Genomic DNA, 24008 nt, shown 5'->3' on the forward strand with positions numbered 1-24008 from the left:
TTGGAGAAACTGCCGCATTCGGTCCTGTTCTGTTGCGATCACAACGCGGTGCGATCTCCAATGGCCGAAGGGATCATGAAGAAATTCTATGGCGCTGGCACGTATGTGCAGTCTGTCGGCGTCAAGAATGACATGGAGATCGACGGGTTCTCGATCGCGGTCTGCCAGGAAATTGACGTGGAGTTGGGGCGGCACCGCTCACGCTCCTTCGACGAGATGGAGCAATGGGGCGATGACCTGTCGTCCTTTGATCTGGTTGTGGCCCTGTCTCCGGCCAGCCAGCGCCGGGCGCTTGAACTGACCCGGTTTTTCCACCTGGATGTCGAATATTGGCCAATTATGGACCCTACTGGACTAGGCGAGACACGCGACGCCAAGTTAGAGATGTATCGTCAGTCGCGTGATCAGATCATTCAGCGGTTGACCGCACGTTGGGGCCAGCCAAAGGAAGCAGAATGAGCGACGTCATTTCCCGTTATTTCGAGGCGTTTCACGCCGGTGATATTGATGGAATGCTGGCCTGTTTGACCGATGACATCGCCCATCATGTGAACGAGGGTAAGATCCGGGTCGGGCAGGAGAAATTCGCCGAATTCTGCGCCCATATGGCGCGCTGCTACAAAGAACAGCTGACGGATATGGTGGTCTTTGTGAACGACGACCAGACCCGCGCAGCGGCGGAATTTATCGTCAAAGGCACCTATCTGGAAACCGATGAAGGCCTGCCCGAGGCCAAAGGCCAGACCTATCGGCTGCCTGCGGGTTCGTTCTTTGATCTGCGGGATGGGAAAATTGCGCGCGTGACCACCTATTACAACCTGTCGGATTGGATCGCGCAGGTTTCAGCCGCATGAGTGTTGAGATTGCGGCGCTGTCCGGAGATGCGCTGGTGGCCGCTCTGCCGGACCTGGCGCGTTTGCGGATCGCCGTATTTCGGGATTTCCCCTATCTCTATGACGGTTCTTTGGAGTACGAACAGTCGTATCTGAAGTCCTATCACGACAATTCAAAGGCCGTTCTGGTGGCGGCCATCGACGCAGGCACAATTGTGGGCGCTGCAACCGGAATGCCGCTGGCGGATCACGGGGATGCAGGACAGTTGCACGGGTTGGCGCAGCCCATTGAACACGTGTTTTACTGCGCCGAAAGCGTTCTGCTACCCGAATATCGCGGTCAGGGGATCGGCCATGCGTTTTTTGACAAACGCGAAGCTTTTGCCCGGCAGCTGGGTTTTAAAACCAGTGCCTTTTGTGGTGTGATCCGGGCTGCGGATCATCCAATGCGCCCCGCAGACTACCGACCGCTGGACAGCTTTTGGCACAAGCGTGGCTATGCCCCTTTGCCAGGTGTTCTGGCGCGGTTCACCTGGACAGACGTCGGGGACGCCGCGCAGACGACAAAAGACCTGCAATTCTGGTCACGCGCCCTTTGATGCCCAATTATGGGAGACGCTTATGAAAATCGCCACCGCCGCTTATCCGCTCGATTGGCTGGACAGCTGGTCCCAGTATGAGGACAAAATCGCCACCTGGGTCCGCGATGGGGCCGCGCAGGGCGCGGATTTATTGGTGTTCCCGGAATATGGCGCGATGGAGCTGTCGACCCTTGCAGGGCGTGCGGTTGCAAGTGATCTGGAGGGGTCGATTTACGCCACCTCTGACCGGATGGAGGATGCCAACACGCTCCACGCCAAACTGGCGGCAGAGTACAATGTCCACATCCTGGGGGCGTCGGCGCCGGTTGCGGCGGGTTTTGCACGTCCAGTGAACCGCGCCATGTTCTTTGCCCCCAATGGTCAGTCTGATCACCAGGACAAGCAAATCATGACCCGGTTTGAGCGCGAGGATTGGGATATCCTACCCGGTGACGGATTGCGTCTGTTTGACACTGCCATAGGGAAGATCGGGGTTTTGATCTGTTATGACAGCGAATTCCCGCTGTTGGGGCGTGCCTTGTCCGAGGCGGATGTGATTCTTGTGCCCTCGTGCACGGAAGGGATTGCGGGATACAGCCGCGTGCGGATCGGTGCGATGGCCCGCGCCCTGGAAGGGCAATGTGTTACCGCCATGGCGTCATTGGTTGGGACGGTCGACTGGTCCGAGGCGGTAGACGTAAACACTGGCATGGGCGGTATATTTGGTCCCCCAGATCATGGGTTTCCCGGCACCGGTGTACTGGCTGAGGGGCGGATGAATCACGCTGGCTGGACTTTTGCCGAGGTCGACCTGGATGCGATTGCCAATGTGCGCGCGGATGGCGGAGTTCTGAACCGCCTGCATTGGCAAGAACAGGCGGCACGCGTGAAAATGACCGCAAAATCCAGCTTGTCGTGATTGCGCCCTTGAAAAAAGGGTGAAAAGCCCTCATTTAAGCGCACGTCCCGTGTTTTGTGTGGGACCTAACTAATAATGGAGAGACCATGGCCAAGGAAGATACGCTCGAATTTCCCGGTGTCGTGAAGGAACTCCTGCCCAATGCGACGTTTCGGGTCGAGCTGGAAAACGGCCATGAGATCATCGCACATACGGCAGGCAAGATGCGCAAAAACCGCATCCGTGTTCTGGCTGGCGACAAGGTACAGGTGGAAATGACCCCCTATGACCTGACAAAGGGTCGGATCAACTATCGCTTTAAGTAAGCAGGATCCGTAAAAGACGTTCAAAGCCCGGCCTGTGCCGGGCTTTTGTTTTTGCACACACCCGCGTATCACCGGTGTGACGAGACTTTAGAGGTTAAAATGGCGTTCATTCTTGGATCGGGCAGCCCGCGGAGATTGGAGTTGATACGGCAATTGGGCATTGAACCCGATGCCGTGCGCCCGCCGGATGTGGATGAAACCCCGCTGAAAGGGGAGCAACCGCGCCCTTATTGCGCCCGCGTGACCCGCGCCAAGGTCGAAGCCGTGGAGGCACGCGCCGAGGATGTGGTGTTATGCGCCGACACCACCGTTGCCCTGGGGCGCCGGATTATGGGCAAACCCGAAGACGCCGGTCAGGCTGCGGAGTTTCTGATGGCCTTGTCCGGGCGGCGTCACCGAGTGATTACCGCTGTGGCCGTACGCAAAGGGGATCAGATCCTGACCACCGAAGTGGTGAGCCAGGTCAAAATGAAGCGCCTGTCGGATGAAGAGCTGAACGCCTATCTCCTCAGCAATGATTGGCAGGGCAAGGCGGGTGGCTATGCCATCCAAGGGCCCGCAGGTGCTTTCATCCCATGGATCAGCGGATCCTTTACCGGCATTGTCGGTCTGCCATTGGCGGAAACAGCAAATCTACTGCGCGCCGTTGGCCTGCGCATTTTACAACAGGAGGCCGCCGAATGAAGGGGCGTACCGTAGTTCTGGACCACCTCAACGACCGCGAGGCGGCGGCATTGATCGTCGACGGGGTGCTTGAAGATTTCTTGATCGAAGGCGATGCTCCAACGCCGGGTACCATTTATCGCGCCCGTGCAGACCGTCCTGTAAAAGGGCAGGGGGGCATGTTCCTGACCACGCCTGATGGCCCGGCTTTTCTGCGGCAGGTCAAGGGGTTGGCGCCAGGGCAAATGATGCTGGTGCAGGTCACAGGCTATGCCGAAGAGGGCAAAGCCATTCCTGTAACCCAAAAGCTATTGTTCAAAAGCCGCTATGCCATCGTGACACCGGATGCGCCGGGGTTGAATATCTCTCGCTCCATCCGCAACGAAGATGAACGCGACCGCCTGCTGGAAGTCGCCCATGAATCCACCGGCGATCTCCCCTATGGTCTGATCCTGCGCTCCGCCTGCGCGGGGGCTGATGTGGAGGACATTGCCGAAGATATCGTTGCCATGTGCAATCTGGCCGAACAGGTGCTGAACGATGACGGCGACACCCCGGAAGTTCTGAGCGAGGGCGATGGCCCGCATCTTTTGGCCTGGCGCGATTGGGTTGAGCCCGCATCCATCGAAAGCACCAAAGGTGGGTTTGAACGCCACGGGGTGCTGGATGCGCTGGATGTGGCGCAAGACATTCGCGAGCCGCTGTCAGGTGGCGCATTCCTTTATGTGGAGCCCACACGCGCTTTTGTGGCCGTTGATGTGAACACCGGCAGCGACACCTCACTGGCCGCCGGGATCAAAGCCAATATGGCCTGTGCCAAACAGCTGCCTCGGGTTTTGCGTGTGCGCGGTCTTGGCGGTCAAATCATCCTAGATCTTGCGCCCATGCCCAAAAAGGACCGCCGCGCCTTTGAAAGCGCGCTGCGCGCCAGCCTGAAAGCTGACAGCGAAGAGACTACAATGCTGGGATGGACCAACCTTGGCCATTTTGAATTGCAGCGCAAACGTGGGCGGATTTCGTTGACTGAGGCCCTGGCATGAGCTGCCCGATCTGCGCTGAACCCACAGTCCCGGCCTTTCGCCCGTTTTGCTCGAAACGCTGCGCCGATATTGATCTCGGAAAATGGATGAACGGGGCCTATGCGGTCCCCAGCCAAGACCCAGAGGACCTGTTGAACCTCGACGAAGCCCTAGAAAACGCAGAAAAAACATCGCCTACAAAACAAAGTTGAAAAACTTGCAAAATCCCTCTGGACACTCCCGGCGGGACGGCATAGAACGCCTCCACCCAAGGCGAGACGCCTTCCCGTGCCCGGGTAGCTCAGGGGTAGAGCAGTGGATTGAAAATCCTCGTGTCGGTGGTTCGATTCCGCCCCCGGGCACCATAATATATTGATTTCAATTATTATTTTTCTCCGTTGGTAGATTTCATCAGCGGTTCTAAAAGTTACACACAGTTATACACTCAATTTAAGTTCCTGATTTGCCGAAAGATTCAAAAAACAAAATCCTCAAAATCAAACCCCTCCGCAAAGGCCTGTCGATCTATAAAACGGCCCGTAGTCCCTATTGGTATGTGCGGCTGAGAGACCCCATTGCTCGCGCCTATGTGGTGCGTTCAACCAAAGAGACCAGCCGGATTGAGGCGATTGATGCAGCGGGCGAGTTTGCCGACAGTTATCATAGCCAAGCCAACAGCGATCATGCCCGGAAGAAGTCCACCAGCTTTGAGCACTATGCCAAGAAGCTGATGGACCTTCAGAAGGGAGCGTCGAAGTGGTCCGATGGGGACAATATGCTGCTGATGCGGGCCAATGATGGGCTGATTGTCTATTTTGGCAAATATGATGTGACCAAGATCAACACTGGTATGGTTCGCGATTACCTGATCCATTTGGATGGCAATCGTCCCAAACGGTTGGCGGAATCGACCAAAGCGAAACATACGATCATCATGCGCAAGGTGCTGGCGCTGGCGGTGGAAGATGGCGTGTTAAATGTGCTGCCGGTCATGCCGAAGCAAAAGACCGTTGATACGCCCCGGCATACGTTTACCGACAAAGAGTACAAGTTGTTTAAAGAGGTTGCGCAGAGATGTGCAAATCGCGGCGACAAGGTGCGCGGTGTCAGAGTGAAGCGGGAACATGTGATGATGTTCATGTTTTGCGTGCACTCCTTCCTGAGGCCGACAGAAGGAGAGCTGTTTGGCCTGAAGCACGGGGATATTCAGGTCAAAGGCGATCCGACGCATCTGGAGTTGAATGTGCGGGGCGGCAAAACCGGTGCCCGCGTCAGCGTGACGATGCCAATTGCGGTGCCTTTTTACACTGACCTCAAAGACCCGTTTAAGGGCATCCGCTATCCCGCTGATGAATACGTGTGGATGCCTGAATACCCAAACCGTCGCACAGCGATCAATACGGCCCGGCGTATCTTCAACCACATCCTGAAGGAAGCAGGGCTTGCGGACGGGGATCGCAAACTGTCTCCTTATTCGCTACGCCACTATGCTATCCAGGCCCGGCTGCGGGAGTCCAAAGGTAAGGTGAACCTTCATACGTTGGCCAAAAATGCAGGCACTTCGGTGGATCAGCTAGAGCGGTTTTATCTGAAGAAGATGGCCCCCTCAAAAGAGCTGATTGAGAACCTTCAGATCGTCGGCTGACGGAGCGGGTTGTCTGCAAAGCGCGTCTTGGGGGAGGGCGCAAGGGACATCACAGGAGAAGCGATATGTCCCTTAGTAAAGAATTTGATCTGTCCGCCATTGCCAAACCCAAGTCCTTGTCGGCCAGCCATCTGCGCCGTCAGAAGTTCATAGCTGCGATTGAGAAGCAATTGGCAGCAGCCCGCGTAGGCGATGCGCTGCCAAAGGCGTCCAGTTGGGCATGGCAGTCTGAAGCCGGAGAATGGTTCCTCTCCCCCCGGTATGGGCGAGCGGCGCTTGAGCTTGCGGATGGTATGGCAACAATCAAATGCGGTGACGCCAAGGGCGTTGTCCAATCCCTCCAGAAGCTCAAATCCTTGGCTCAAGATGGTCAGTTGGATGAGGTTTTGGAGGCGGCTGCTTTGGCGATCCGTAGTCGTTTTGCCAAGGCTTAAAACAGGGGCCAGCGCTGTCATGGCGATGGCCACACTTGAACACATATACTCATTTGAAAGGTAATTATTATGAATGACTTAGAAGTAATCCGTTTCCAACCATCGCGTGTCCATGGGTCTCGATCTGACAATCGGTTGGCTTTCCAATGGCTGGCGCGCAATGCTGGCAATCTCAAGGATAAGAAGGTGATGTTTGAAGGTACTGGGCGGAAACGAGGCCGCTCCATCCATTTTGCTCTCCTTCGGGGGATGACAGAGGCAGAGGTCCAAGCGCTCTATCAGCAAAAGAAAGCAAACAGCCCCAAAAACAGACTCTTCTTTTGGTCTTACCTGCCAACAGATCCTGATTTGCCCTTTCCAAGACTGATTGATGACTGTCCGGATACGTTTGATCGGAACTACCTCGATTGCGTGCTTGGGGGTGTTGGAGAGGTCAAACTTTGGGAAGATATTTTGTTCCCAGCAAGTTTAGAGCTGGAGACTTAGGGCCCTCTAGGTCATCTCCGGAATTTAAACTCAGCCCGCCGGAACCCAACCGGGGCTTTAAATCTCTAGCTTTTGTGCGAAGCACAGTTCACGAAGTGAACCCATTGGGTGTCTATAGGAAGATTATAATCAATCTTTATAACAGCTTATATTTGCTTGAGGCTCAATCACTTTGTGATTGAGTACCCCCTTCGGGGGTATGTTTCTGGCGGATAATCTTTTAGTGTTTTTTGGAATTTGGACATACTTCTCCTATCCGTTGAGGAGAAGCATGTGAGATCTGGTGATCTTACAAACCATCTACACACGATTACCTGAAGGGTGCGGCTGGCGGTTATCCGGTCTCAGCCTACGTGCTGCTTACACGGCGGACCGATATGCGTGCGTCCTGTAGATGGCAATTTGACACGCTCGGCGACGGCACTTCCCCGTCTCGTGATGACAATTGTTTGCTCTTGCTCTCTTTGGGGGCTTTCATCTTTCCCCCGCTTTCGCTGTCTCCTAACCCTACTATTCTATGACGTTATGTCTGCTGGCCGTTGTAACTTTGGCTCTGCACCGTCCGGTGGAAATTCCCTTCTGATTGCATAACGCTTCGGGCTGATTATGATTTTGGTTTGTATCGCGTTCCTGATACAAGAGAGTTGCGAGCTGTATTTGTATGTTTGTATATGTATAGTATATTGTTTTATATGGTTTATTTATAGGTCGGTGCTTGGGGAGCTCTGGCGATGTCACATGTTTTATTTGAACTTTTTTGGCCCATTTAAGGATCATAAAAATAGTAAAAGTTCTATTTGGGTGTAGAGCACAAACTTTTACTATTTTTAACACTCGGCATCCGCTTCAACAGGAACCCTGAAGCTGCGCTCAGCCCATTTTTTGAAGTCTTTTAGGACCACCGATGCCTTCATCCTCTCTCTTCTCCGCTACGCAATTTGGCAAGCCGAACGGTCGCAGATACAAAAAAGGACGGTATTTGGTCTTTGGCTTTGACACGGAGTATCAGCGCAGGCCACGGACCAATGCGGCAGGACAGGTCGAGATAGAAAATGAAGTGCTTTCCTATCAATTTAGCTGTCGTGTCGTCACTCCAGATAATGCTGGGGAGGAACCGCATTGGTCTGGGATTATCTTGCCGGATGGGCCTTTGGTCAGCGACCGTCTGTCCCTTGAGGCCTTTGTCACACATGCTTTGGCGGAAGGGCTCAAAGCCTATCCAGATGTCAAAATGCCCGTTGATATCTATCTGGTGGCGCATTTTACCCGTGCGGATGTGCCTGCGTTTAGTGACTTCAAGGATGACGAGCGCCGGGGTGCGCTGAATCTCGACAACATTCGCAGCCTGTTTATGAATGTCAGCTCGGATATTGAGGTCTCTTTGCCCTGCGACGACGGCAAAGGACATGTGCGGATTGCAGTTAAGATCCGGGATACACTTGCATTGGCTCCTGCAGGTGCCAGAAGTCTTGCTCAGCTTGGTGATATACTTGGGTTTGAGAAGTTGTCTCTGTCAGATGACCCTGACAAAGATCTGCACTACGAAACGCATATGGCCGATTTTATGGCCGCTGATTGGGAGCGGTTCCGGGACTATGCGATCCGGGATGCTGAGATCTGCGATCAATACACCACCCGATTGATCCGTCTCTACTTTGATCAGACTGGCACCTTCAAATTGCCTGTGACGCTGACCTCCATTGGTGTCGACCTGATTCAAAACCACTGGAAAAAGCTTGGTCTTGACCCTGCATATGTGGTGGGCAAGGAGACTGTTGAGGAGCGGCGCTGGGATAAGAAACGAGAGCGCTATGTGACGGAGACGAAAACAGTGTCTTTGTCGAAGCTTCACTGGAGTGAGGACTTCTTTACAGAATGTTATCACGGTGGGCGCAATGAGCAATTCTGGTTTGGTCCAGCACCCGAAGGTGTTTGGTATGACTATGATCTTTCCAGTGCTTACCCGTCGGCCATGTCGTTGATTGGGGAGGTGCATTGGGACAGCATTCGCCCCATCACGCCCACTAAAGAACTAAAGAAAGGGACGTTTTTATCCGGAGATCTGGCCTTTGCCAATGTGAACTTTGAGTTCCCTGATGATGTCCGCTTTCCCGTTTTGCCAGTGCGTACGGAAACGGGCTTGCTGTTTCCCCGCAAAGGCAACAGCACCACCCACATCAGCGAGATCAATTTGGCGCTCCAGTTGGGGTGTAAAATTGAACTGGTGGAGGGGCGATACATCGACAGTGATTATGTCTTCAGCCGCATCAGGGAACATGGGTATCCTATTCGTCCGTTCCTTGATTTTACCAAGCACTGCATCATTGAGCGTCAGAAACACCCCAAGAAGAATTTGAACAATCTCTTTTGGAAGGAGCTGGTCAATTCCACTTATGGAAAGACGGCGCAGGGGCTCAGGGAGCGCCGTGTGTACGATCTGAGATCTGCGCAGACCCAGCGTTTGGAGCCCAGTAAGATTACCAATCCTGTCTATGCGGCTTATATTACCGCTCTCTGCCGCGCGACGCTGGGCGAAATCATGAACGCGCTGCCGCGGAGTGTTGAGATCTTCAGCGTCACCACAGATGGCTTTCTTACAACTGCAACGGATGCGCAGATGAGGAAGACGACCATTATAAACTTGGGTTGGGACTATCGATCTGCGCGCGGCATACTTGTTGGGGATACGCAGATCTATGAGACCAAGCACGTCATACGCCAACCGATTGGCTGGCGGACACGCGGGCAGGCGACTCTGAAACCTTCTCAGGTCTCGGACTTTGAAGGTGTCAATCTTGAGCCTCGGGAGGATGAACGGGTTGTCTTGGCCAAGGGGGGGATCAAACTTGATCGAACGTGGTCCAAGTCACAGCAAAATGATGAGATTGTGGAGCTGTTATTAAACCGGAAGCCAACAGATACAATGGCGGTTGTGTTGGGGGCAGGCATTCGGGAGATGCACGAAAAGGGGATGGATTTTGTCGACAAGACAATGACCAAGCGTCTGTCGATGGAGTTTGACTGGAAACGCAGGCCGCATGCTGCTGGTGATGTTCCAGTGCAATTTGGCACCCAATCCGAAGTCAGTCATCTGGCGTTTTCCACCATACCTTGGGACAGTGTTGAGCAGTACAATACCGTTCGGGAGCTTTGGCGTTCCTATACCAAGGACGCCCCGCGCTGCCTCAAATCCTTTGAAGACTATCAAAAATGGGCCACCTACTTTGAAAGCAAGCTGGCGGCACAAGGTCCGGCTGAGGCGTATTTGGCCAAGGAGGATGGCATCCTAAAGCGCATTCGCAGGGATCTGGTGATCGCTCAGAGGCTTCGCAAAGCTGGCACCCATGAGCTTAAACCAAGCGCTGTTGATCAGGATGTGCTTCCTGACGGCTTCAAACTGAAGGCAGAGACGTTCGCAAATATCCTCAACGACCGCTTTGGCATTCCCTGCGCCAAGACCGATGTGGACAATGCCCGGAAGAAGAAAGCCTTTGTAACCAAGCAAGTCCCCAACTGTGACCAGTCCGTTAAGATCTTGGAGGCGATCAAGAGGGACCTATTTCCTAAACTGGATATTGAACAATTCCTCACACCAAAGGCCACGTTTGATCTGAAGATCGTCGAAAGGGATATGGCAAAGCCTTTGCAAGAGGATCTGTGAGAGGGCAGTAGATGACATTGGATCTTGCGCTGTGCAGGGCTGGAACGCGGACTTTGCGGACCTTCTTGGAATGGCGGCTTCCAAAAAACCGTGGTTTCAGTTGGTGATCAGAACCCTGTTCAAAACCATTTGCCGGATAGCCTGGCAGCGATCATTCATTCGCTGTATGCGGGTGCTCATCCCGCTATGTCGAGAGCGTTATCATCACCGGACGGTGGTCTGATCCCCAGAGCTCCGATACAGCCCCGCCAGTGGTGAGGGTCACGTCCCTAACATAGATTTGGTCCATCCTCAGTTGGAAACGGGGAAAGGTGATGCCATCGATTGCCGGCGTAAATCCACGTTCGGCGAACCAGGCATCGTTGGCGCTGCGCTCGCGCCACCCCCAATCCCGCCACGTATAGCCGAGCGGTGCGGCTAGTATCGGCGCGAGCCATGGTTCGGAGAAGCTATTGAAATCGCCTGCAACCACCATTGGTCCCTCAAGGGAAATCTGTTCGGCGGCAGCCTCAAGCTCTCGACGCCGTCGCATTGGTCCGCAACCAGCGCTCAGGTGCAAACAGAGCACTCGGAATCCGAGCGCCGGAAGACTGGCTGCAAGCGTGTCCAGAAACTCGACCCAGCCCATGCGCCGCGCAAGCCAGGACGCCGGGGCCTTGTTGATCTCTCCGTGGCGGACAACGCTGATGTCGGATAATGGGACTTGGGCAGCGATAGCTACATGGCAGAGCACGCCATCCTGAAGGTAGTCCCGGGCTTGGACAACGTGGCGGTAGCGACGTGCGACTGCTTCGAGGTGCCCCTCCGTCGCCTCGCACATGACAACCACATCGGGGCTCAGCGCATCCAGACAGCTCGTGATGCGGCCACTGTCGGAGTTCTCGCAGTAGGTATTCCAGAACAGCAGCCGCACCGTTTCGCTCAACTGCCGCCTCGTTTACGGTCGTTTCGTTTTCGGCGCCGCTTGACTGCCCTTACGACCGTTTCCCAGACTGCGGACAGGATCGCTGCCAGAGCTTTCACGGCAAAATACAGTAGGACCAGCGAAACGAAGTTCACAAACCATAGTGACAGGAACACCACCACACCGACGGAGATCAGCAGATCGAGGGACATCCAGCCGATAGGCCAGATATCCATCTCATCGAGCTTGTCGCTTTCCTCGTCGCTGAGGCTGGGATTGTTTCGGTAGATCAAGCGCCCATCGATAGCCGCGCGCCGCAACCACAGCCATAGGCAGCTGAAAGTGATCGCCCCAATCATGAACAGTACGATAGGGGCCGCGTAAGTCTGAAGACTTAAGGTGTAATCGCTCAGATCGACAACATCGTTCATAGATCTCAGAAATGTTGTGAAATCCTCGATACTGAGCTTGGTGAAGTCCTTCTGGAAGATCGCAATCGCACCGCCAAAGACCATATCGATGATAGTCTCATCTTCGGTCGAGCGCAGAAAGACATTTTGCAAGTGCATCGCGACAGCCATGGTCCCGGTGAAAATTGCCGCGAGGATCAGGTGATGGAAGAAGCTCTCGAAACGCTCGAAACCGCAGCGGCTGTCGTCGCTTCCCAGATCAGGAACCAGGATTAGGTCAAGCTCATGTCGCATGGTCTCAGAGAAGAAGGCGGAGAAAGAACACAGAAAAATGAATGCACCGAATACAATGCCCATGCCGACGATTGCGATCAGAAAGTAGGCCGCGAAGCCGAAGATCGCGTTTGCGGTCGTACTGATGAGCGCGCCATCGAACGTTGCCGCAACGGACCAGTCGAACTCGTGCAGGGGATGGATGAACCCGACCGGATCTTGCAAATCGACGAAGCGTTTCTGGTGTTCGCTTGGCTCCATCCACAGCCACTCCAATACGACCGGCCAGAAATCGAACAACCCGATATAAAGTCCCGAGGAGACGGCGACGCCGAGGCCGATCAGCGCCCAAGGGCGTGCCATGTCTCGCCATTTCGCGATTACCAAGTCCGGATCTGCTGGCGAGAAGTCTTTTCGGCGCAGCATCCCCGAACTGACCAGTTCCCGCAGTAGCCGTTCGATTTCCCGGATGGCCAGCAGCAAATTGACCAGCGCAAGAGGTAGCAGAAGCAAACCTGTAATGGCCCAGTTTGGTGCCCAGACATAGCCAACCTGTTTGCTATAGGTTGCCGCGACCGGAAAACCCGCCAACTTCTCGCCTGAAACATAACCGTTAAACTCCACATCGTGAATCTGCAGAGCAAATGATGCTGCAATTAGAAACAAGCCAGCAAGTAGGTTTAGTACCATTATTATCGTAGCATTCTTGCCAGCATAAATCCAGAATCTTAAAGCCATTTAGAAACTTACCTCTCCGAGGTTAATATATCAAACTATTAATTGAATTATTTCCCATGAATTAACATCCCTTGCTAGAGACCGAGTGTATTCCGAACCTCTGTAATTTACAACGTATCGTTGCGATGCTTTAGGTCGTTTATAGCACAGAGAGCGATTCCGGCTCAGTGTTGCAAACGACTCCTGACACTCCCGAGAGGTCGTTGTCTACTAAGGCGTCCGATGCCTCCGCCACCCCTTGAGCCAGATCAGTTTCACCAACTAGATCACAGCGAAACCTTCATCGGGGTCTGGGCATGGGTGTGGGAGGGCTGTGACACCAGGTTAACGCTTACACTCATTCAGAACTTTCGCGCATAGGCGGTCGTCAAAAACTGTCGTTTCTGACCACGTGTTCTTGGGCCTTGATATTGCGGATTCTGCCGTGATCACAAACCGTTGCCAAAACTCCTCTCAGTTTTGGTAGGTTTTTGACACTCTCTGAGTTGGCGATGCAGTCATTCGCCGCGTCACCTCACTTTGGGAGGTTTGGGCTCTCTACGGGCATTCGCTGCTTAATCTGAAAGTGTCCGCTTTGCTCCCTTCAAGCTGGCTGCATAGTTTTTGACCGTTTGTGGATGCCATTTGCCACCTTTGCGGGTTTTCACACCTCTCGCGTTCAGCAGCTTAGCTGTTCCTGAAAAGCTGCCAGCCTCAGCCAAAGCCGTCTCAAACTCTTGGCTGATCGTTCCATAAAACTCCTGCTTTTCCTGCTGTCTGACCTTTGCAAGCCGCTGTGCGTTCCGCCCAAGGATCGTTCCACGCGCCTTGGCGGCTTGCAGAGCAGCTTTGGTTCTCTCAGAAATCTGTCTGCGTTCCTCTTCAGCGAAACACGCCAGCAGATGCAAAAAGAATGTTGAGACATTTGGATGTTCGCAGACGACCAGCTCAATCCCCTGATCAATGATGCCAGAGATGAACGAGACCTTCCGAGAAAACCTGTCGAGTTTTGGGATCAGCAGTTTGGATCGGGTCTTCTTGACGAGATTGATCGCTTTCCACAGTTCAACTCGGTCATTGCGCTTTCCTGATTGTACTTCGGTGAACTCCGCAATCACGTTGTCGTTTGGCTGAAGGAATTGCTCGACCATCGTGCGTTGCGCTTCCAGCCCGAGACCTGAGCGTCCTTGGCGTTCCGTTGAAACTCGAAAATAGACGACATATTCGACCAAAAAATCCCTCCGTAACCGACAAACGTTGGTTTGTCGTAGAAGGCTTCCGAAAGTTGGGAAAATGGATCAACGAAAGGCTTGAGTGATTGAGGGAAGGAATTTCAGAATGGAGGGGGAGAGGCGCTGTTGCCGCGTATCTACTTTGAACTCTTGTCTTATTAGATGTCTGTTATGCTCAGCTAGCGCCCGTGGCAACGTTGCAGCATCAGAGCGTTCGATGGAATACCCTTGCGGTATAAACGCGGAAATAGCCGTCCTTTTCTTCAAGTGTGGCTTCATGCTAGCTCTTGACAGTAAGTGAGATTGTCAAGAGCTATTTATAAGCCTCAAGTCTAAAATCTGCTTTAAGTAAAGTGGCATTATGCTATTTAACTTGCTGTGAAGCACCCAGTGTGTTCAAATTAAACACTAGAACCATTGCGCTTGATTGGGTGCATTTGTAGTTCGTATGAGCCACCGTTTGATATATTAGAAAATTTTTCGCAATGCAAAGTGTGATTGGAAAGACCGAAGTGGGTGTTACAATTTCGTGTTAGTTTTCGGAGTCGTAGACACGCTCCCGTTTCCGATATGTTTACGTTTGCGGGCGGTGGTTGGTGTGATTCTTGCAACTTTCAAAGACGGTACGATGCGATGTCAAAGCGAACCCCCGCGAAGAAGAAACGCATGGCGCAAGGTGATAAGCTTTCGTTGAAGAACATGTATCTAGGCGAAGTAGACACTACCATAGAACTCGATATCAGCGGGAGAGAGGCCCGAAGCGATTTTTACAACTCTTACTACGTCCGTAGCGATGCAGAGGTTGCTTCGTTCTTAGACGGTCGGAAATGCTTTGTTTACGGTCAAAAAGGTGCGGGAAAAACGGCGTTCCTTCGTTATATAGGTGAGCGCCTTAGACGCGATACCCAAATGGGTAGGGATTTTGATCTCTATCTTTTTTCTAAGGACTTCCCAAAAGCCATCTACGAGGATTTAACGGAGTTCACTGCAAAAAAGCGAAAAATTGACCCAGATGATTTCCAGCACCGCCTAAACCCATTTCGCGATATCGACTATGAGGACCTTTGGACATTTATCCTCCTCCAAAAACTTAGTGAACAGGTCAAGGAAAACGGAGGCCTGAAAGTTGTTCACGATGTTCACTTCAAGCGTTTTTTGCAGCTCTTGGACCTTGTTGAGTCTGGATCGGTTTTTGACCGATTTGCTCGCCTTTTGCCAAAAGTACGTAAAGGTTCATTGTCTTTAGCCGAGAGTCCATCTGTGGTAGTTGATCTTGAGTTCGATGGATCGTCCAGCGATGTGGCCAAGTTTTCTGACTATGTTTCGGAACTTCGGGATGAATACAGTAAGCTTACCTTCTCTGCAGGTTCTTACCATTTGATGTTTGACGAAATCGATCCTAGAGTTGGCTCTGGTAAAGCATTTGACCTTGATTGCATTCTCATCCGAGACCTTATTCTTACCATCTACAATCTTAATCGCAGCCATTCGTCTTCGGTAAGGCGCGTTTTCTTCAGCGCAGCCATTCGCTCAGAAATACTCCGTGAAGTCAATCGGTTGGGTAAGGAGGTGCATAAATACCTGGAAACTCTAGGTATACACATGAATTGGGGGGAGTTAGGTCGACGAGACGTAGACCATCCTCTGATAAAAATGGTTTGCAAGAAGATTATCCATTCTGAGAAAAAACTAGGCATTTATGGACACCAAGACGACGAGAACTACCGAGAAATATGGAAGAAATACTTTCAGAAAACTCAAGGAGAAGTTCTGTCACCCAACGAAATTTTGCGCCTAACTTGGATGAAACCTAGAGATGTTGTTCGCTACCTTAATGCCTGCCGCGACTTGGATGGGGATGCTAAGGTGTTTGACAAAAGTTTGCTGGACAGATCCCTCGGACCTTACAGCTTTGGCAGTTGGCGCGATATTCAGGCACAGTTGTCCGGTTCGGTTGGTGCAGAGGTCGTATCAGCCCTTGAATCCGTTTTCTCTCGCTTTCATCGGAAATTCAACATAGACGAACTGCAGCATCGCATAGACAGTATCGCCGCTATGAGTGAGAAAGGTCAGGCGCTCAAGGAGTTATTTAAGCCATTGGATGTTCTGGAACTGCTCTATTTTCATGGTATTGTGGGTGTGCCCTCTGGTGGATCGAGAGCAGATTTTTATTTCGAAGGCCATACCTCTCCCGACTTTTTTGAAGGTATTCAGCTGCACGATGGTTTGGCCGCAAAATTTAAGCTTAAAAAGATTCGTAAGTCTGGGGAACATACTAGGGATCTGTTTGAATCCGGTGAATGAAAATAACGAAATTTTATCCTGCTGCAATGTTAGGAAACTATTTTGTTATGAAAAAAGTAGAGTGATGCTTCAGTGCTTCAGTGCTTCAGTGCTTCAGTGCTTCAGTGCTTCAGTGCTTCAGTGCTTCAGTGCTTCAGTGCTTCAGTGTTTCAGTGTGTTCAAGGCGATTGCAGTAGTTGTTTCCTTGGGTCGTTTTTTAACGGAATTGCTGCCAAAGGCAATTCATTCAATTAGGGCCGAGTACGCCCCCCATATTCCACCAGAAGGCATCTATGCCTTGGTCAAAAAACGAGCGTTGGTGCTGGGTCCAACGCTCGTCTTTTTTGGGATTTCTATTGTTTTCCGATCAACGGAGATCGAACCGAAGCTTGGCGACTGGCAAAGGTTGCCAGTCGTCCAAGTCGTTCAAAGTGAACGTTTTATTCTATGGTGGGCACGACTTTAATGTCCGTCAGGCTGAACAGGAATGTTCGGTCTTCGAGGTCTGGCGATGAGCCAAACACTGCGGACCATGTGGTGCGGATACATTGGTTCTCAAGCATATTGCCGTATTTGAACTTTCCAGAAAACATCACGGGGTCGTTGCGTTTCATGGTCAAGATGGCAGGCCATGCATTTGGGGCAACCTCGGCTCGGACGCTGTTTCCAAAGCCGACGAAGAGTTCCACATAGATTTTGTCTCCTGCATCGGTGGCGTCTGCATCTTCAAATAACCCAACCCAATTGTGGTGCGGCGCTAAACCATGAAACACTTGGTCCCCGCACAGGGTTCCGTTGGCGTTGATGAAGGCTGTTGCTGCCGCTGCATCGTTGGCGGCGGCATCTGCTTCGGCGATAGCGCTGCCGATAATGTCCAAAAACACATGTTGGTCCGCCGGAGCATAGGCAGCCACGTATTTTTCGAATTTCTCACCTTGAACATCCGAGGTGAAAAGCCAGTAGAGGATGTAGCCGATACCCAACAAAATGATTGGTTTTTTCAACCTCCGAATAGGGCCTTTGCGTTTCTTACCTTGGTTTGCGGTCTCTGTTGTTTGTGTCATATCTGTTTCTCTGTGCTTCAAATGATGTTGGCGATTGAAAACGATTTGATGTCACCCAGCGGTGCGTCGGGTGTTCAACGTTCACTGGCGACTTGATTGCGGGTGTCTGTGAGGGCAGCTTGGCAAGCTGGATGCGTGACAACGGGACTTGTATCCCGGCCATTCGCCGGAAGAGCTTCCATATGTAATGCAGATTTATTCAGCTCTTGCTGTGCGCCTTGCCAATCTATTGATTGCTCAAAAGCGTCTGTGGCTGCGCTCAAGATATCGGTGAGTGCGGTTCTGTTTTGGGGGCTTTCGAGAAACCAAGAGCCTTGCGCGTGCCAGTCTTGATTGTCGGCCTGCGACCAAAGCGAGAGATAGGTCATTGCGAAGGGTTGTGAGAGGGCTGCATATCCCCCGGTTTTGTTGAAAGCTGTCAGATTGCTGTTTTCAAGCCTATGTTGTTCCACATTGAACGTGTTGGCTGCGACATGGAATGTTACACGGCACCTGCTTTGCTGGGTCAAATCTACCGGCTTGCCGAGGTTCATGACCTCGTGAATGCCCCCACATTCTGAGATTGGCTTTTGGGACCTAACTGCTGTTCCTTGAGGTTCTCGACAGGCTGTTTGTTCCGTCAGGTGGAATGACACCGCCGTGAAATCAAGGGCGTTTGAGATACCGTTCAGCCTGTCGATCTCTTTGGGTGACAGCGGATACACGGCAACTGTGTGCTTGCCATAGACTGCGATATTTTTATCGGGTTGCTGCGTCTCTGTGTTGAAATAGGCAAGGTCACGAAATCGCTGCCGCTCACCCCTGTATTGCAATTCTGAACCAAAAGGTTCGGCCCAAGCTTCCTGATCTTTGCAAAGGGCTTCTAAGGTGACGGTGCCGACTGGCTGCCACTGATTGTTGACATGCCTTAGTTTGAGTTGGCTCGCTGGGATGCCGATTTGCGACCAAAGACTTGGCATATTGCCCTTGGTGTTGAAAGCATCGCTACCAAGGGGATCTGTTGAAATGAATTGGTTTATCAATTTGGCGTTTCTCAGGCAGGTCCTGTAAATCGCCTGCTCGAGTGTTTGATCAGCGCTGTCGTATTGGTCGGGTTCAGGGACAGCAGCCACATTGTCTTCCCCACATCCATCACATTCTTCGCCTTCACCCCAGATAAAGGCGCTGGCTGATCCATCGATGAAGCGACCAAGGAAGATTTGCACCTCTGAAGAGGAGGACAGATCTATCTGATGTCCCATATTGTGTTCCATCAGCCCCAGAGCTTGCCTGAGCGCATGGGCCGTATTGCGGCCCCACAGGCCATCTAACGTGCTGCCGTAGAAGTTATAGGCTGCCAGCTCGCGTTGGACCTGAATCCGATCGGCTGTGCTGAGCTGTTTGAACCCTGTTTCCAATATCGTCAGGGACCGGCTTGATACCTCCGCTTGCGTGGCTGCGAAGGTGGGTGCAGGGCCTGTAAGGGCGATGGAAGATAAGGCTATGGCTGTCTCTGCCTTCGGTAGTGACTTGTACAGGACGAGCGAGCTTTCAGGGGGCAGCGACCTAGAATGGCGATCATTGGAAGAAACTTCTGCTAGTGCGATGACGTCCGCGCTGCAAAATCTACAATCAGACAACTCTGTCTTGAATGAGCATGGGCGCACTCCTTTGCACGAAGCATCCGCTCAAGGGTTCTATTTTCTTGTTGAACTCTTGCTCGATCACGAAAGAGCCAATCAATGGCTCAACAGTGAAGACAACGACGGTCTAACAGCATACGAGCACGCCCAATTGGCGCTATCTGAGACAATGCTTGCGTGTCACCCGGAAGCGGAAAATCCTTTTGTTCTTGTACCCTTCATTGTTAAGTTGCCCTATTACGAGCAGCGAAGGCCTTACCTGCGCATTCATGAGCTCCTTCTGAATGCCGGAGCAGATACTTCATTAGAGTCGGCAAGGGGACTCTGGCTTAGTCGATGCTCCCAATCAGACCAAGATGTGCGAAGAAAAGTCGAGGAGGCAGCGGACCTGTACTCGACGTTGACAGAAGTGTCGCTGGCAGTCTCACGGGAAAAGCAGCTGAAAGAAATGGAGGAAAAGGTTGAGCTATTGCGCGAGCTAACTCAGCTAATGCCTACCACGACCAGGCCGACTGCCGACGAACTTGAGCAACAGATCAAGCAACTGTATCGCGAAGAAGGGTTCGAACCCCCACTTCGTTAAGAGCATTGCGGAAGCCAGCTCCGAATTTCGTTGTCGCTGTGAAGCTGCCATTCGCGCAAGCGCAGCAAAAGCTCCCTTCGCGGACTTAACCTCACATTGGGTCGGCGCTTTTTGCTAGATGTTGCGCTTGCAGCACTCTGGCATGACGTCAATGGCTGGTCAGGGCTGACTGGCGTCATCTGGCAGCATGGATCAGATGCGGGTTCGCTGCAACCTTGGAGCCGCACCGCCGCAAGTCCGGTGTGAGCCCATTCTGACCGATGCTGCAACTTGCGCGAACGTCTGCTATCGATCATGTCTGAGCGAGATCTTGGTTAAACGCCTCAGTGTTCAAATAGGCATAGGAGTGGTAGATCAACAACTTTGGCTACCGCTCGGGCCAGCCATCAAGTCTAACGTCGAAAGATCCCGTCGTAAGGTTCGTGGTACCAGTCAATTTTCCTGTCTGGGAAGTCACGTTGGACGCGAGCGGCAATAACTTTCATTTCATCATATAGATTAATTGCAGGTGGCAAGAACGCATCACCGACAATCTTCTCGACTAGTGCGGACCCGGGGATCGGCGCACCTACTGCGACTGAAGCCGCCTTGGATGAATATGAGGCAATCTCTTTAGCCGATCTTAGCGATAGTACCCTACGTACTCTTGAATTGATTTGTTCCAACAAGTGCGTCTTGTCAGCAATCGCTCCTAACTTGCCGTGTTCCTTGCTAAGCGCGTCAAACTCTATGCTACGCATCAACTCCACTAAGAGCTCTGTTCTTCTCGGGCTATGTTGCGCAATCGCCCCTAGGCTCGGTAGGGCAACACCTTCATAAGAATTTAAGCAGTTGAGTAACGCAGCTATTTTTGCCCGTGACTCAGGGTTGCGAAGTTCATTCATCGTAGACTTTAGTTGGCTGACGAACGCGTTGATGTCGAAATGAAAATGCGCCTTTGAATAAAAGGCTCCAAGGAAAAGGCTAAGGCAGTTGTGCGCATCAACGGCAGGACTAAAGAAATTCCTTGTTGCATTGCCACGAAGAAACCAACCATTACCGCGGTGATCAATTTCTAGTTCGTCGAGTATTTCCTCAAAAAAAGCGTTTGCGACGTTCCTTCCGCGGCTAGGTGCAGAAGAAACTTCAATATATTTCTTCATTAACTCAGGAAGCGACAGGAGAGTGTTTTCTGGAAAAGACTCCTCACAAACAACGATTTTCTGCGCCCCAGAAGCAACAAGATGTTCAAGTAAATAGAGCCAAGTTGGTGGAAGTTCTACCTCATTTTTTTCTCCGCCCAAACCAACAAGAAATTCATTGGACGATAAAATCAATTGGGGCAAAACTAGCTTTCCGTTCGACATTGTGCTGTCCCATCTTTGTCCTCGTTACTGAAAGACTAGGTTTGCTGTCGTGGTGCAGCAACAGTTATAAACGCCTGCAATCAAATGCGGACACCGGTGCAGCCGCAGCGAAAGTCGGCAAAGTCCCGCTGTGCGCCACCAGTTGATCGTAATCTTTATGTCCGCATAGGGTGGGGCGTCCAACAATGGAGACGTTCGTCAGTTGGGCGGCGAATGGGTGCTGAGAGCCCATAAAGAAAGATGCTGCGTACTGCTCGAAGGACCGCTACAAGTGGGTAAGAACCGTTGCTGACTAGGTCTCGCAAAATTGAGTATCAATCGCCTTTTGTCATTTTGGGCTAGAACAGCACCCGAAACACCTATGCAACGAGTGGGCGCGCTTTCGATGGCGCTGACCGAAGTTTTTTGCACGATAGTAATCATATTGGTGATTTTAGATGCCGCTGCAGGCACTTGGACCTTCGCGGGGGTGTTAGGAAGTGCAGTTGGTTTTGGTGTTATTCTATCGGTGCTTCCAATTGGAATTGTCCATGGGTTGGCCTCATTCTTTCCAAGAATACTGAGGCCTTGGAGGCGAGAACCGAACGGACGTCTAGATCAGGTTAAGCTCCACTTCTCCGACAAATTGAGGGATTTATATCTTGTTCTTGGTTGGTTCGTTTCAATTGGCGCTGTCTTTCTGCTTCTATACCTAGTTGCGTTGCGCGCGCATTGATCGCTAGGCATGGTCCAAGAGCAGCCATCGGCGCAGCCGCAGCGAAAGCTCACTAAGTCCGCTGTGCGTCACCAATTGATCTTAATCTGTATGTCCGCATAGGGTTGGGTGTCCATCAAAGGAGGGCTCGGCAGTTGGGCGGGTGCTGAGAGCCCAGAGTCACCGATGCTGCGCGACACGTGAATGACTGGTTTAACGGCGGAAAAACCGGTAAACGTCATGACTATAATAGATTGAAGAAAGATTTGATAATACCCGCATGACGGTCTAGGTTCTTGGAATGAATTCCAGCCCAAATCAAATAATGTCGTTTTGGCAACGGTTTTTCCATGGCGGTTTCTCGCTCGTCATCTTCCTGCTCTCAATTATTTATTTTGTATACAAGGGAGTGTTAGGGGGGCTTACGTCGTCCTATCACCCGCATTCTGATGTCGCCCATTATCTCCCCTATTTTTTGGGGTCGGGTCTTGCCATGGTTGTTGCTTTCGGGTTTGTGGCAACGCGTCATTTGGTCAAAGCCAGACAAATCAGTCCACTGCGGTTTGTTGCCGAGTTGGGGATCTGTTTTCTGATCTGGCCCGCGCTTTTTGAAGCTGCCAAATTGGTTGTTCCCGCTCCGGACCTGATCGTTTTGAACTTCAATAACGAAGGCTATGCCATTCCCCGGCACTATGCACCGCAGGTTGCCTACAGAAGCGATGTTGACCCGCCGGAAGAGCTGGGGCTTTCACTGACCATATGCTTTCAAACCGGTAGGGCCTTTTATTCCGGGCGTTGCAAACATGTAAAAGGAACGCCGCGGCAAGTCGCTTTGCGACTTTCCCATCGTCCGATAACCAGCAATTGGTACGTAAGACGTACCCTCGAAAGAATGAGCAATATCACATTCGAAGGCGAAACAATCGGCCCGATCCGGGAAAAGTACTGGATGAAGATCGATCCGAGGCAAGGGTTGCATGGTTACAAACTCCATCAGCGAGAATTCTACACAGACGAGAATGCGAGGTTGCAAGTCTGGCGTGAATGCCGTTGGAACTGGTGCACTGTCATTGCCAATCGAGAACAAGGACATGTTCGTTTAGATACTGAAAATGTGCCGTTTGACCTGCAGGCCATACGGAAAAGACAGCGCGAAGTCGAAGCCCTTCTCGAAGGTTGGCGCTGCGCCTCTATCAATTGCCAAGAGGTCGACCCAGACCGGATTGTTCGACCACGGCAACATTAAACCGCCGGTTCCCGAAGTGGCCATTTTGAACTTTGAAACGCACTAAACACACTGATCCGGTGTCACAGGTGGCGACGGTTAAAAAGAAGACCTTAGCGCAGTTGCAGCGAATTAGCGCTTTGTCCGCACCCCTTCCGTTCGATGATGGTTGGTGGCTGCACGCGCGGCGAAGGTCTGCTGTTTGCATTGCGCGTGCAGCATTGGACCGCCGCCCAGGTGGCAGATCGAAAGACTTTGCAAAGTTCACTAACTGCGCTTCGCTGACATCGGTGCGGCTGCGGCATCAGAAATATCCAAACCGCCGCACCGAGTGTCCGCTTCCGGGAAAACGCCCCTGACATTTTGCGTCTGCAGCGGAGTGCGTGCTGCGCTTGGTGCGAATACCGTTGAATGGCTCGCCAGACATTTGACCCAGGGCCTTGGGCCATTGTCCAGCATCCTGCTTGCAAAGGTCTGAGAGCACGCGGAACAGATCTTTGGCACGCTGAGCTGAAATCGGCTCTTTCCCGGACTTTGCTGTTTTTTGGGGGGCTTCCTCGATCAGCGAGCTGCTGGCTTCAAACGGGACAGCCCAAGGGACAGCAGTAGTCTCGCCATGACGGTTTTTGCCAACCTCAAAGCCCCGAATCTGAAAAGCCAAAGGGGCAGCTTTGCTATCGTCACGCTGTTTGTGGACATTGATGAACACAGTGCCGTCCGGCTGCGATGCATCTGCTTTGTGCAGTGTCATGCCGGTACACTAATCACCGATAAACACGTCTCCAGACCCGCTTGCGATGGAACCACCACAGTCGATGGCGTCGCCGACGCGGCCAGCGGGTTTGCCGTTGATGAACACGCTCCCGGATCCGGCTGAAAGTGCGCGTCCATGGGGTGGGTGTTTCGGTTTGGAATGCGGCGCGAAAGGGTCCCCTTTGCGCAGAACGGGTTTGCCATTGGCGTAGACATCTCCGCTTCCAGCCGTGGCCGGTGTGGGCGGGAAGCCATCGTGTCCAGATCCTGTATCGCCTTTGCGGCCTGCTGCGGGCATATGTGATCCTCTGAAATCGTTTTGATTTTACGCTCAGCGCCGCAAATGCAACACCGAG

24 protein-coding genes and 1 tRNA gene are annotated in these 24008 nt (G+C 52.2%); 16 read left to right on the forward strand and 9 right to left on the reverse strand.

Features of this window, described 5'->3' with window-relative positions; translation table 11 throughout:
• The 12 genes from GFB49_RS17505 to GFB49_RS17560 all read left to right on the forward strand — a co-directional run bounded on the left by GFB49_RS17505 (window position 1) and on the right by GFB49_RS17560 (window position 6885).
• Complete coding sequence (locus GFB49_RS17505; RefSeq protein WP_153217230.1) at window positions 1–459, forward strand: arsenate-mycothiol transferase ArsC; 459 nt, start codon at window positions 1–3, stop codon at window positions 457–459.
• Window positions 456–854: a ketosteroid isomerase-related protein gene (locus GFB49_RS17510; protein WP_153217231.1), complete on the forward strand. Its 399-nt coding sequence runs from the start codon at window positions 456–458 to the stop codon at window positions 852–854. The genes GFB49_RS17505 and GFB49_RS17510 overlap by 4 nt, the downstream gene beginning before the upstream one ends.
• On the forward strand, window positions 851–1432 hold the full coding sequence (locus tag GFB49_RS17515) for a GNAT family N-acetyltransferase (protein ID WP_153217232.1): 582 nt from the start codon (window positions 851–853) through the stop codon (window positions 1430–1432). Before GFB49_RS17510 ends, GFB49_RS17515 begins: the two co-directional genes overlap by 4 nt.
• Before the next feature lie 22 nt (window positions 1433–1454).
• Window positions 1455–2333: a carbon-nitrogen hydrolase family protein gene (locus GFB49_RS17520; RefSeq protein ID WP_153217233.1), complete on the forward strand. Its 879-nt coding sequence runs from the start codon at window positions 1455–1457 to the stop codon at window positions 2331–2333.
• An 86-nt stretch (window positions 2334–2419) separates the two neighbouring features.
• A complete protein-coding gene (gene infA, locus GFB49_RS17525; RefSeq protein ID WP_005978431.1) occupies window positions 2420–2638 on the forward strand; it encodes a translation initiation factor IF-1 in 219 nt (72 codons plus the stop codon).
• Window positions 2639–2737: 99 nt separating this feature from the next.
• On the forward strand, window positions 2738–3322 hold the full coding sequence (locus GFB49_RS17530; protein WP_153217234.1) for a Maf family protein: 585 nt from the start codon (window positions 2738–2740) through the stop codon (window positions 3320–3322).
• Window positions 3319–4341: a ribonuclease E/G gene (locus tag GFB49_RS17535; RefSeq protein ID WP_153217235.1), complete on the forward strand. Its 1023-nt coding sequence runs from the start codon at window positions 3319–3321 to the stop codon at window positions 4339–4341. Before GFB49_RS17530 ends, GFB49_RS17535 begins: the two co-directional genes overlap by 4 nt.
• A complete protein-coding gene (locus GFB49_RS17540) occupies window positions 4338–4532 on the forward strand; it encodes a DNA gyrase inhibitor YacG (RefSeq protein ID WP_153217236.1) in 195 nt (64 codons plus the stop codon). Before GFB49_RS17535 ends, GFB49_RS17540 begins: the two co-directional genes overlap by 4 nt.
• Before the next feature lie 78 nt (window positions 4533–4610).
• Window positions 4611–4685 (forward strand) — tRNA-Phe (locus GFB49_RS17545).
• A 98-nt stretch (window positions 4686–4783) separates the two neighbouring features.
• Complete coding sequence (locus GFB49_RS17550) at window positions 4784–5965, forward strand: tyrosine-type recombinase/integrase (RefSeq protein ID WP_153217237.1); 1182 nt, start codon at window positions 4784–4786, stop codon at window positions 5963–5965.
• 65 nt (window positions 5966–6030) lie between these two features.
• A complete protein-coding gene (locus GFB49_RS17555) occupies window positions 6031–6399 on the forward strand; it encodes a hypothetical protein (RefSeq protein ID WP_153217238.1) in 369 nt (122 codons plus the stop codon).
• A gap of 69 nt (window positions 6400–6468) precedes the next feature.
• Complete coding sequence (locus GFB49_RS17560) at window positions 6469–6885, forward strand: hypothetical protein (RefSeq protein WP_153217239.1); 417 nt, start codon at window positions 6469–6471, stop codon at window positions 6883–6885.
• A 910-nt stretch (window positions 6886–7795) separates the two neighbouring features.
• Here GFB49_RS17560 and GFB49_RS21300 read toward each other — a convergent pair.
• Window positions 7796–8293 carry a hypothetical protein gene (locus tag GFB49_RS21300; RefSeq protein ID WP_246149778.1) on the reverse strand — a complete coding sequence of 166 codons (498 nt, stop codon included), beginning with the start codon at window positions 8291–8293 and terminating at the stop codon, window positions 7796–7798.
• Between the two features lie 231 nt (window positions 8294–8524).
• Here GFB49_RS21300 and GFB49_RS17565 point away from each other — a divergent pair, with 231 nt between their 5' ends.
• Window positions 8525–10546, forward strand: coding sequence for a DNA polymerase (locus tag GFB49_RS17565; RefSeq protein WP_246149779.1), 2022 nt, complete (start codon window positions 8525–8527; stop codon window positions 10544–10546).
• 184 nt (window positions 10547–10730) lie between these two features.
• Here GFB49_RS17565 and GFB49_RS17570 read toward each other — a convergent pair whose 3' ends face one another.
• The 3 genes from GFB49_RS17570 to GFB49_RS17580 all read right to left on the reverse strand — a co-directional run bounded on the left by GFB49_RS17570 (window position 10731) and on the right by GFB49_RS17580 (window position 14082).
• Entirely contained in the window at window positions 10731–11471 is a 741-nt protein-coding gene (locus tag GFB49_RS17570) for an endonuclease/exonuclease/phosphatase family protein (protein ID WP_153217241.1), read from the reverse strand.
• Window positions 11468–12823 (reverse strand): hypothetical protein, encoded by a 1356-nt coding sequence (locus GFB49_RS17575; protein WP_153217242.1) that lies wholly within the window; start codon window positions 12821–12823, stop codon window positions 11468–11470. Before GFB49_RS17575 ends, GFB49_RS17570 begins: the two co-directional genes overlap by 4 nt.
• A 602-nt stretch (window positions 12824–13425) precedes the next feature.
• On the reverse strand, window positions 13426–14082 hold the full coding sequence (locus GFB49_RS17580; protein ID WP_153217243.1) for a recombinase family protein: 657 nt from the start codon (window positions 14080–14082) through the stop codon (window positions 13426–13428).
• A 666-nt stretch (window positions 14083–14748) separates the two neighbouring features.
• On the opposite strand from GFB49_RS17580, the gene GFB49_RS17585 reads away from it, so the two are divergent.
• Window positions 14749–16386 (forward strand): P-loop ATPase, Sll1717 family, encoded by a 1638-nt coding sequence (locus tag GFB49_RS17585; RefSeq protein WP_153217244.1) that lies wholly within the window; start codon window positions 14749–14751, stop codon window positions 16384–16386.
• A gap of 419 nt (window positions 16387–16805) precedes the next feature.
• Here the strand turns inward: GFB49_RS17585 and GFB49_RS17590 are convergent, their stop codons facing one another.
• Both GFB49_RS17590 and GFB49_RS17595 read right to left on the reverse strand, forming a co-directional pair.
• A complete protein-coding gene (locus GFB49_RS17590) occupies window positions 16806–17369 on the reverse strand; it encodes a hypothetical protein (protein WP_214644983.1) in 564 nt (187 codons plus the stop codon).
• A 134-nt stretch (window positions 17370–17503) separates the two neighbouring features.
• Entirely contained in the window at window positions 17504–18826 is a 1323-nt protein-coding gene (locus GFB49_RS17595) for a hypothetical protein (RefSeq protein ID WP_153217246.1), read from the reverse strand.
• Window positions 18827–18911: 85 nt separating this feature from the next.
• Here GFB49_RS17595 and GFB49_RS17600 point away from each other — a divergent pair, with 85 nt between their 5' ends.
• A complete protein-coding gene (locus GFB49_RS17600) occupies window positions 18912–19634 on the forward strand; it encodes an ankyrin repeat domain-containing protein (RefSeq protein ID WP_194269384.1) in 723 nt (240 codons plus the stop codon).
• Window positions 19635–20026: 392 nt separating this feature from the next.
• Here the strand turns inward: GFB49_RS17600 and GFB49_RS17605 are convergent, their stop codons facing one another.
• On the reverse strand, window positions 20027–20980 hold the full coding sequence (locus GFB49_RS17605) for a hypothetical protein (RefSeq protein WP_153217248.1): 954 nt from the start codon (window positions 20978–20980) through the stop codon (window positions 20027–20029).
• 995 nt (window positions 20981–21975) lie between these two features.
• On the opposite strand from GFB49_RS17605, the gene GFB49_RS17610 reads away from it, so the two are divergent.
• Complete coding sequence (locus GFB49_RS17610) at window positions 21976–22920, forward strand: hypothetical protein (RefSeq protein ID WP_153217249.1); 945 nt, start codon at window positions 21976–21978, stop codon at window positions 22918–22920.
• A gap of 283 nt (window positions 22921–23203) precedes the next feature.
• On the opposite strand, the gene GFB49_RS17615 is transcribed toward GFB49_RS17610, so the two are convergent.
• Window positions 23204–23650, reverse strand: coding sequence for a hypothetical protein (locus GFB49_RS17615; protein WP_153217250.1), 447 nt, complete (start codon window positions 23648–23650; stop codon window positions 23204–23206).
• A 9-nt stretch (window positions 23651–23659) separates the two neighbouring features.
• On the reverse strand, window positions 23660–23950 hold the full coding sequence (locus GFB49_RS17620) for a type VI secretion system PAAR protein (RefSeq protein ID WP_153217251.1): 291 nt from the start codon (window positions 23948–23950) through the stop codon (window positions 23660–23662).
• Window positions 23951–24008 lie beyond the last annotated feature (58 nt).

Source organism: Tritonibacter litoralis (genome assembly GCF_009496005.1).
In the GTDB taxonomy this organism is placed as follows: domain Bacteria; phylum Pseudomonadota; class Alphaproteobacteria; order Rhodobacterales; family Rhodobacteraceae; genus Epibacterium; species Epibacterium litoralis.

Coding starts and splice junctions, on each gene's coding strand:
- GFB49_RS17510 (WP_153217231.1), top strand. CDS start 456: ATGAGCGACGTCATTTCCCGTTATTTCGAGGCGTTTCACGCCGGTGAT.
- GFB49_RS17515 (WP_153217232.1), top strand. CDS start 851: ATGAGTGTTGAGATTGCGGCGCTGTCCGGAGATGCGCTGGTGGCCGCT.
- GFB49_RS17520 (WP_153217233.1), top strand. CDS start 1,455: ATGAAAATCGCCACCGCCGCTTATCCGCTCGATTGGCTGGACAGCTGG.
- infA (WP_005978431.1), top strand. CDS start 2,420: ATGGCCAAGGAAGATACGCTCGAATTTCCCGGTGTCGTGAAGGAACTC.
- GFB49_RS17530 (WP_153217234.1), top strand. CDS start 2,738: ATGGCGTTCATTCTTGGATCGGGCAGCCCGCGGAGATTGGAGTTGATA.
- GFB49_RS17535 (WP_153217235.1), top strand. CDS start 3,319: ATGAAGGGGCGTACCGTAGTTCTGGACCACCTCAACGACCGCGAGGCG.
- GFB49_RS17540 (WP_153217236.1), top strand. CDS start 4,338: ATGAGCTGCCCGATCTGCGCTGAACCCACAGTCCCGGCCTTTCGCCCG.
- GFB49_RS17555 (WP_153217238.1), top strand. CDS start 6,031: ATGTCCCTTAGTAAAGAATTTGATCTGTCCGCCATTGCCAAACCCAAG.
- GFB49_RS17560 (WP_153217239.1), top strand. CDS start 6,469: ATGAATGACTTAGAAGTAATCCGTTTCCAACCATCGCGTGTCCATGGG.
- GFB49_RS21300 (WP_246149778.1), bottom strand. CDS start 8,293: ATGTCCTTTGCCGTCGTCGCAGGGCAAAGAGACCTCAATATCCGAGCT.
- GFB49_RS17575 (WP_153217242.1), bottom strand. CDS start 12,823: ATGGTACTAAACCTACTTGCTGGCTTGTTTCTAATTGCAGCATCATTT.
- GFB49_RS17585 (WP_153217244.1), top strand. CDS start 14,749: ATGGCGCAAGGTGATAAGCTTTCGTTGAAGAACATGTATCTAGGCGAA.
- GFB49_RS17600 (WP_194269384.1), top strand. CDS start 18,912: ATGGCTGTCTCTGCCTTCGGTAGTGACTTGTACAGGACGAGCGAGCTT.
- GFB49_RS17605 (WP_153217248.1), bottom strand. CDS start 20,980: ATGTCGAACGGAAAGCTAGTTTTGCCCCAATTGATTTTATCGTCCAAT.
- GFB49_RS17610 (WP_153217249.1), top strand. CDS start 21,976: ATGAATTCCAGCCCAAATCAAATAATGTCGTTTTGGCAACGGTTTTTC.
- GFB49_RS17615 (WP_153217250.1), bottom strand. CDS start 23,650: ATGACACTGCACAAAGCAGATGCATCGCAGCCGGACGGCACTGTGTTC.
- GFB49_RS17620 (WP_153217251.1), bottom strand. CDS start 23,950: ATGCCCGCAGCAGGCCGCAAAGGCGATACAGGATCTGGACACGATGGC.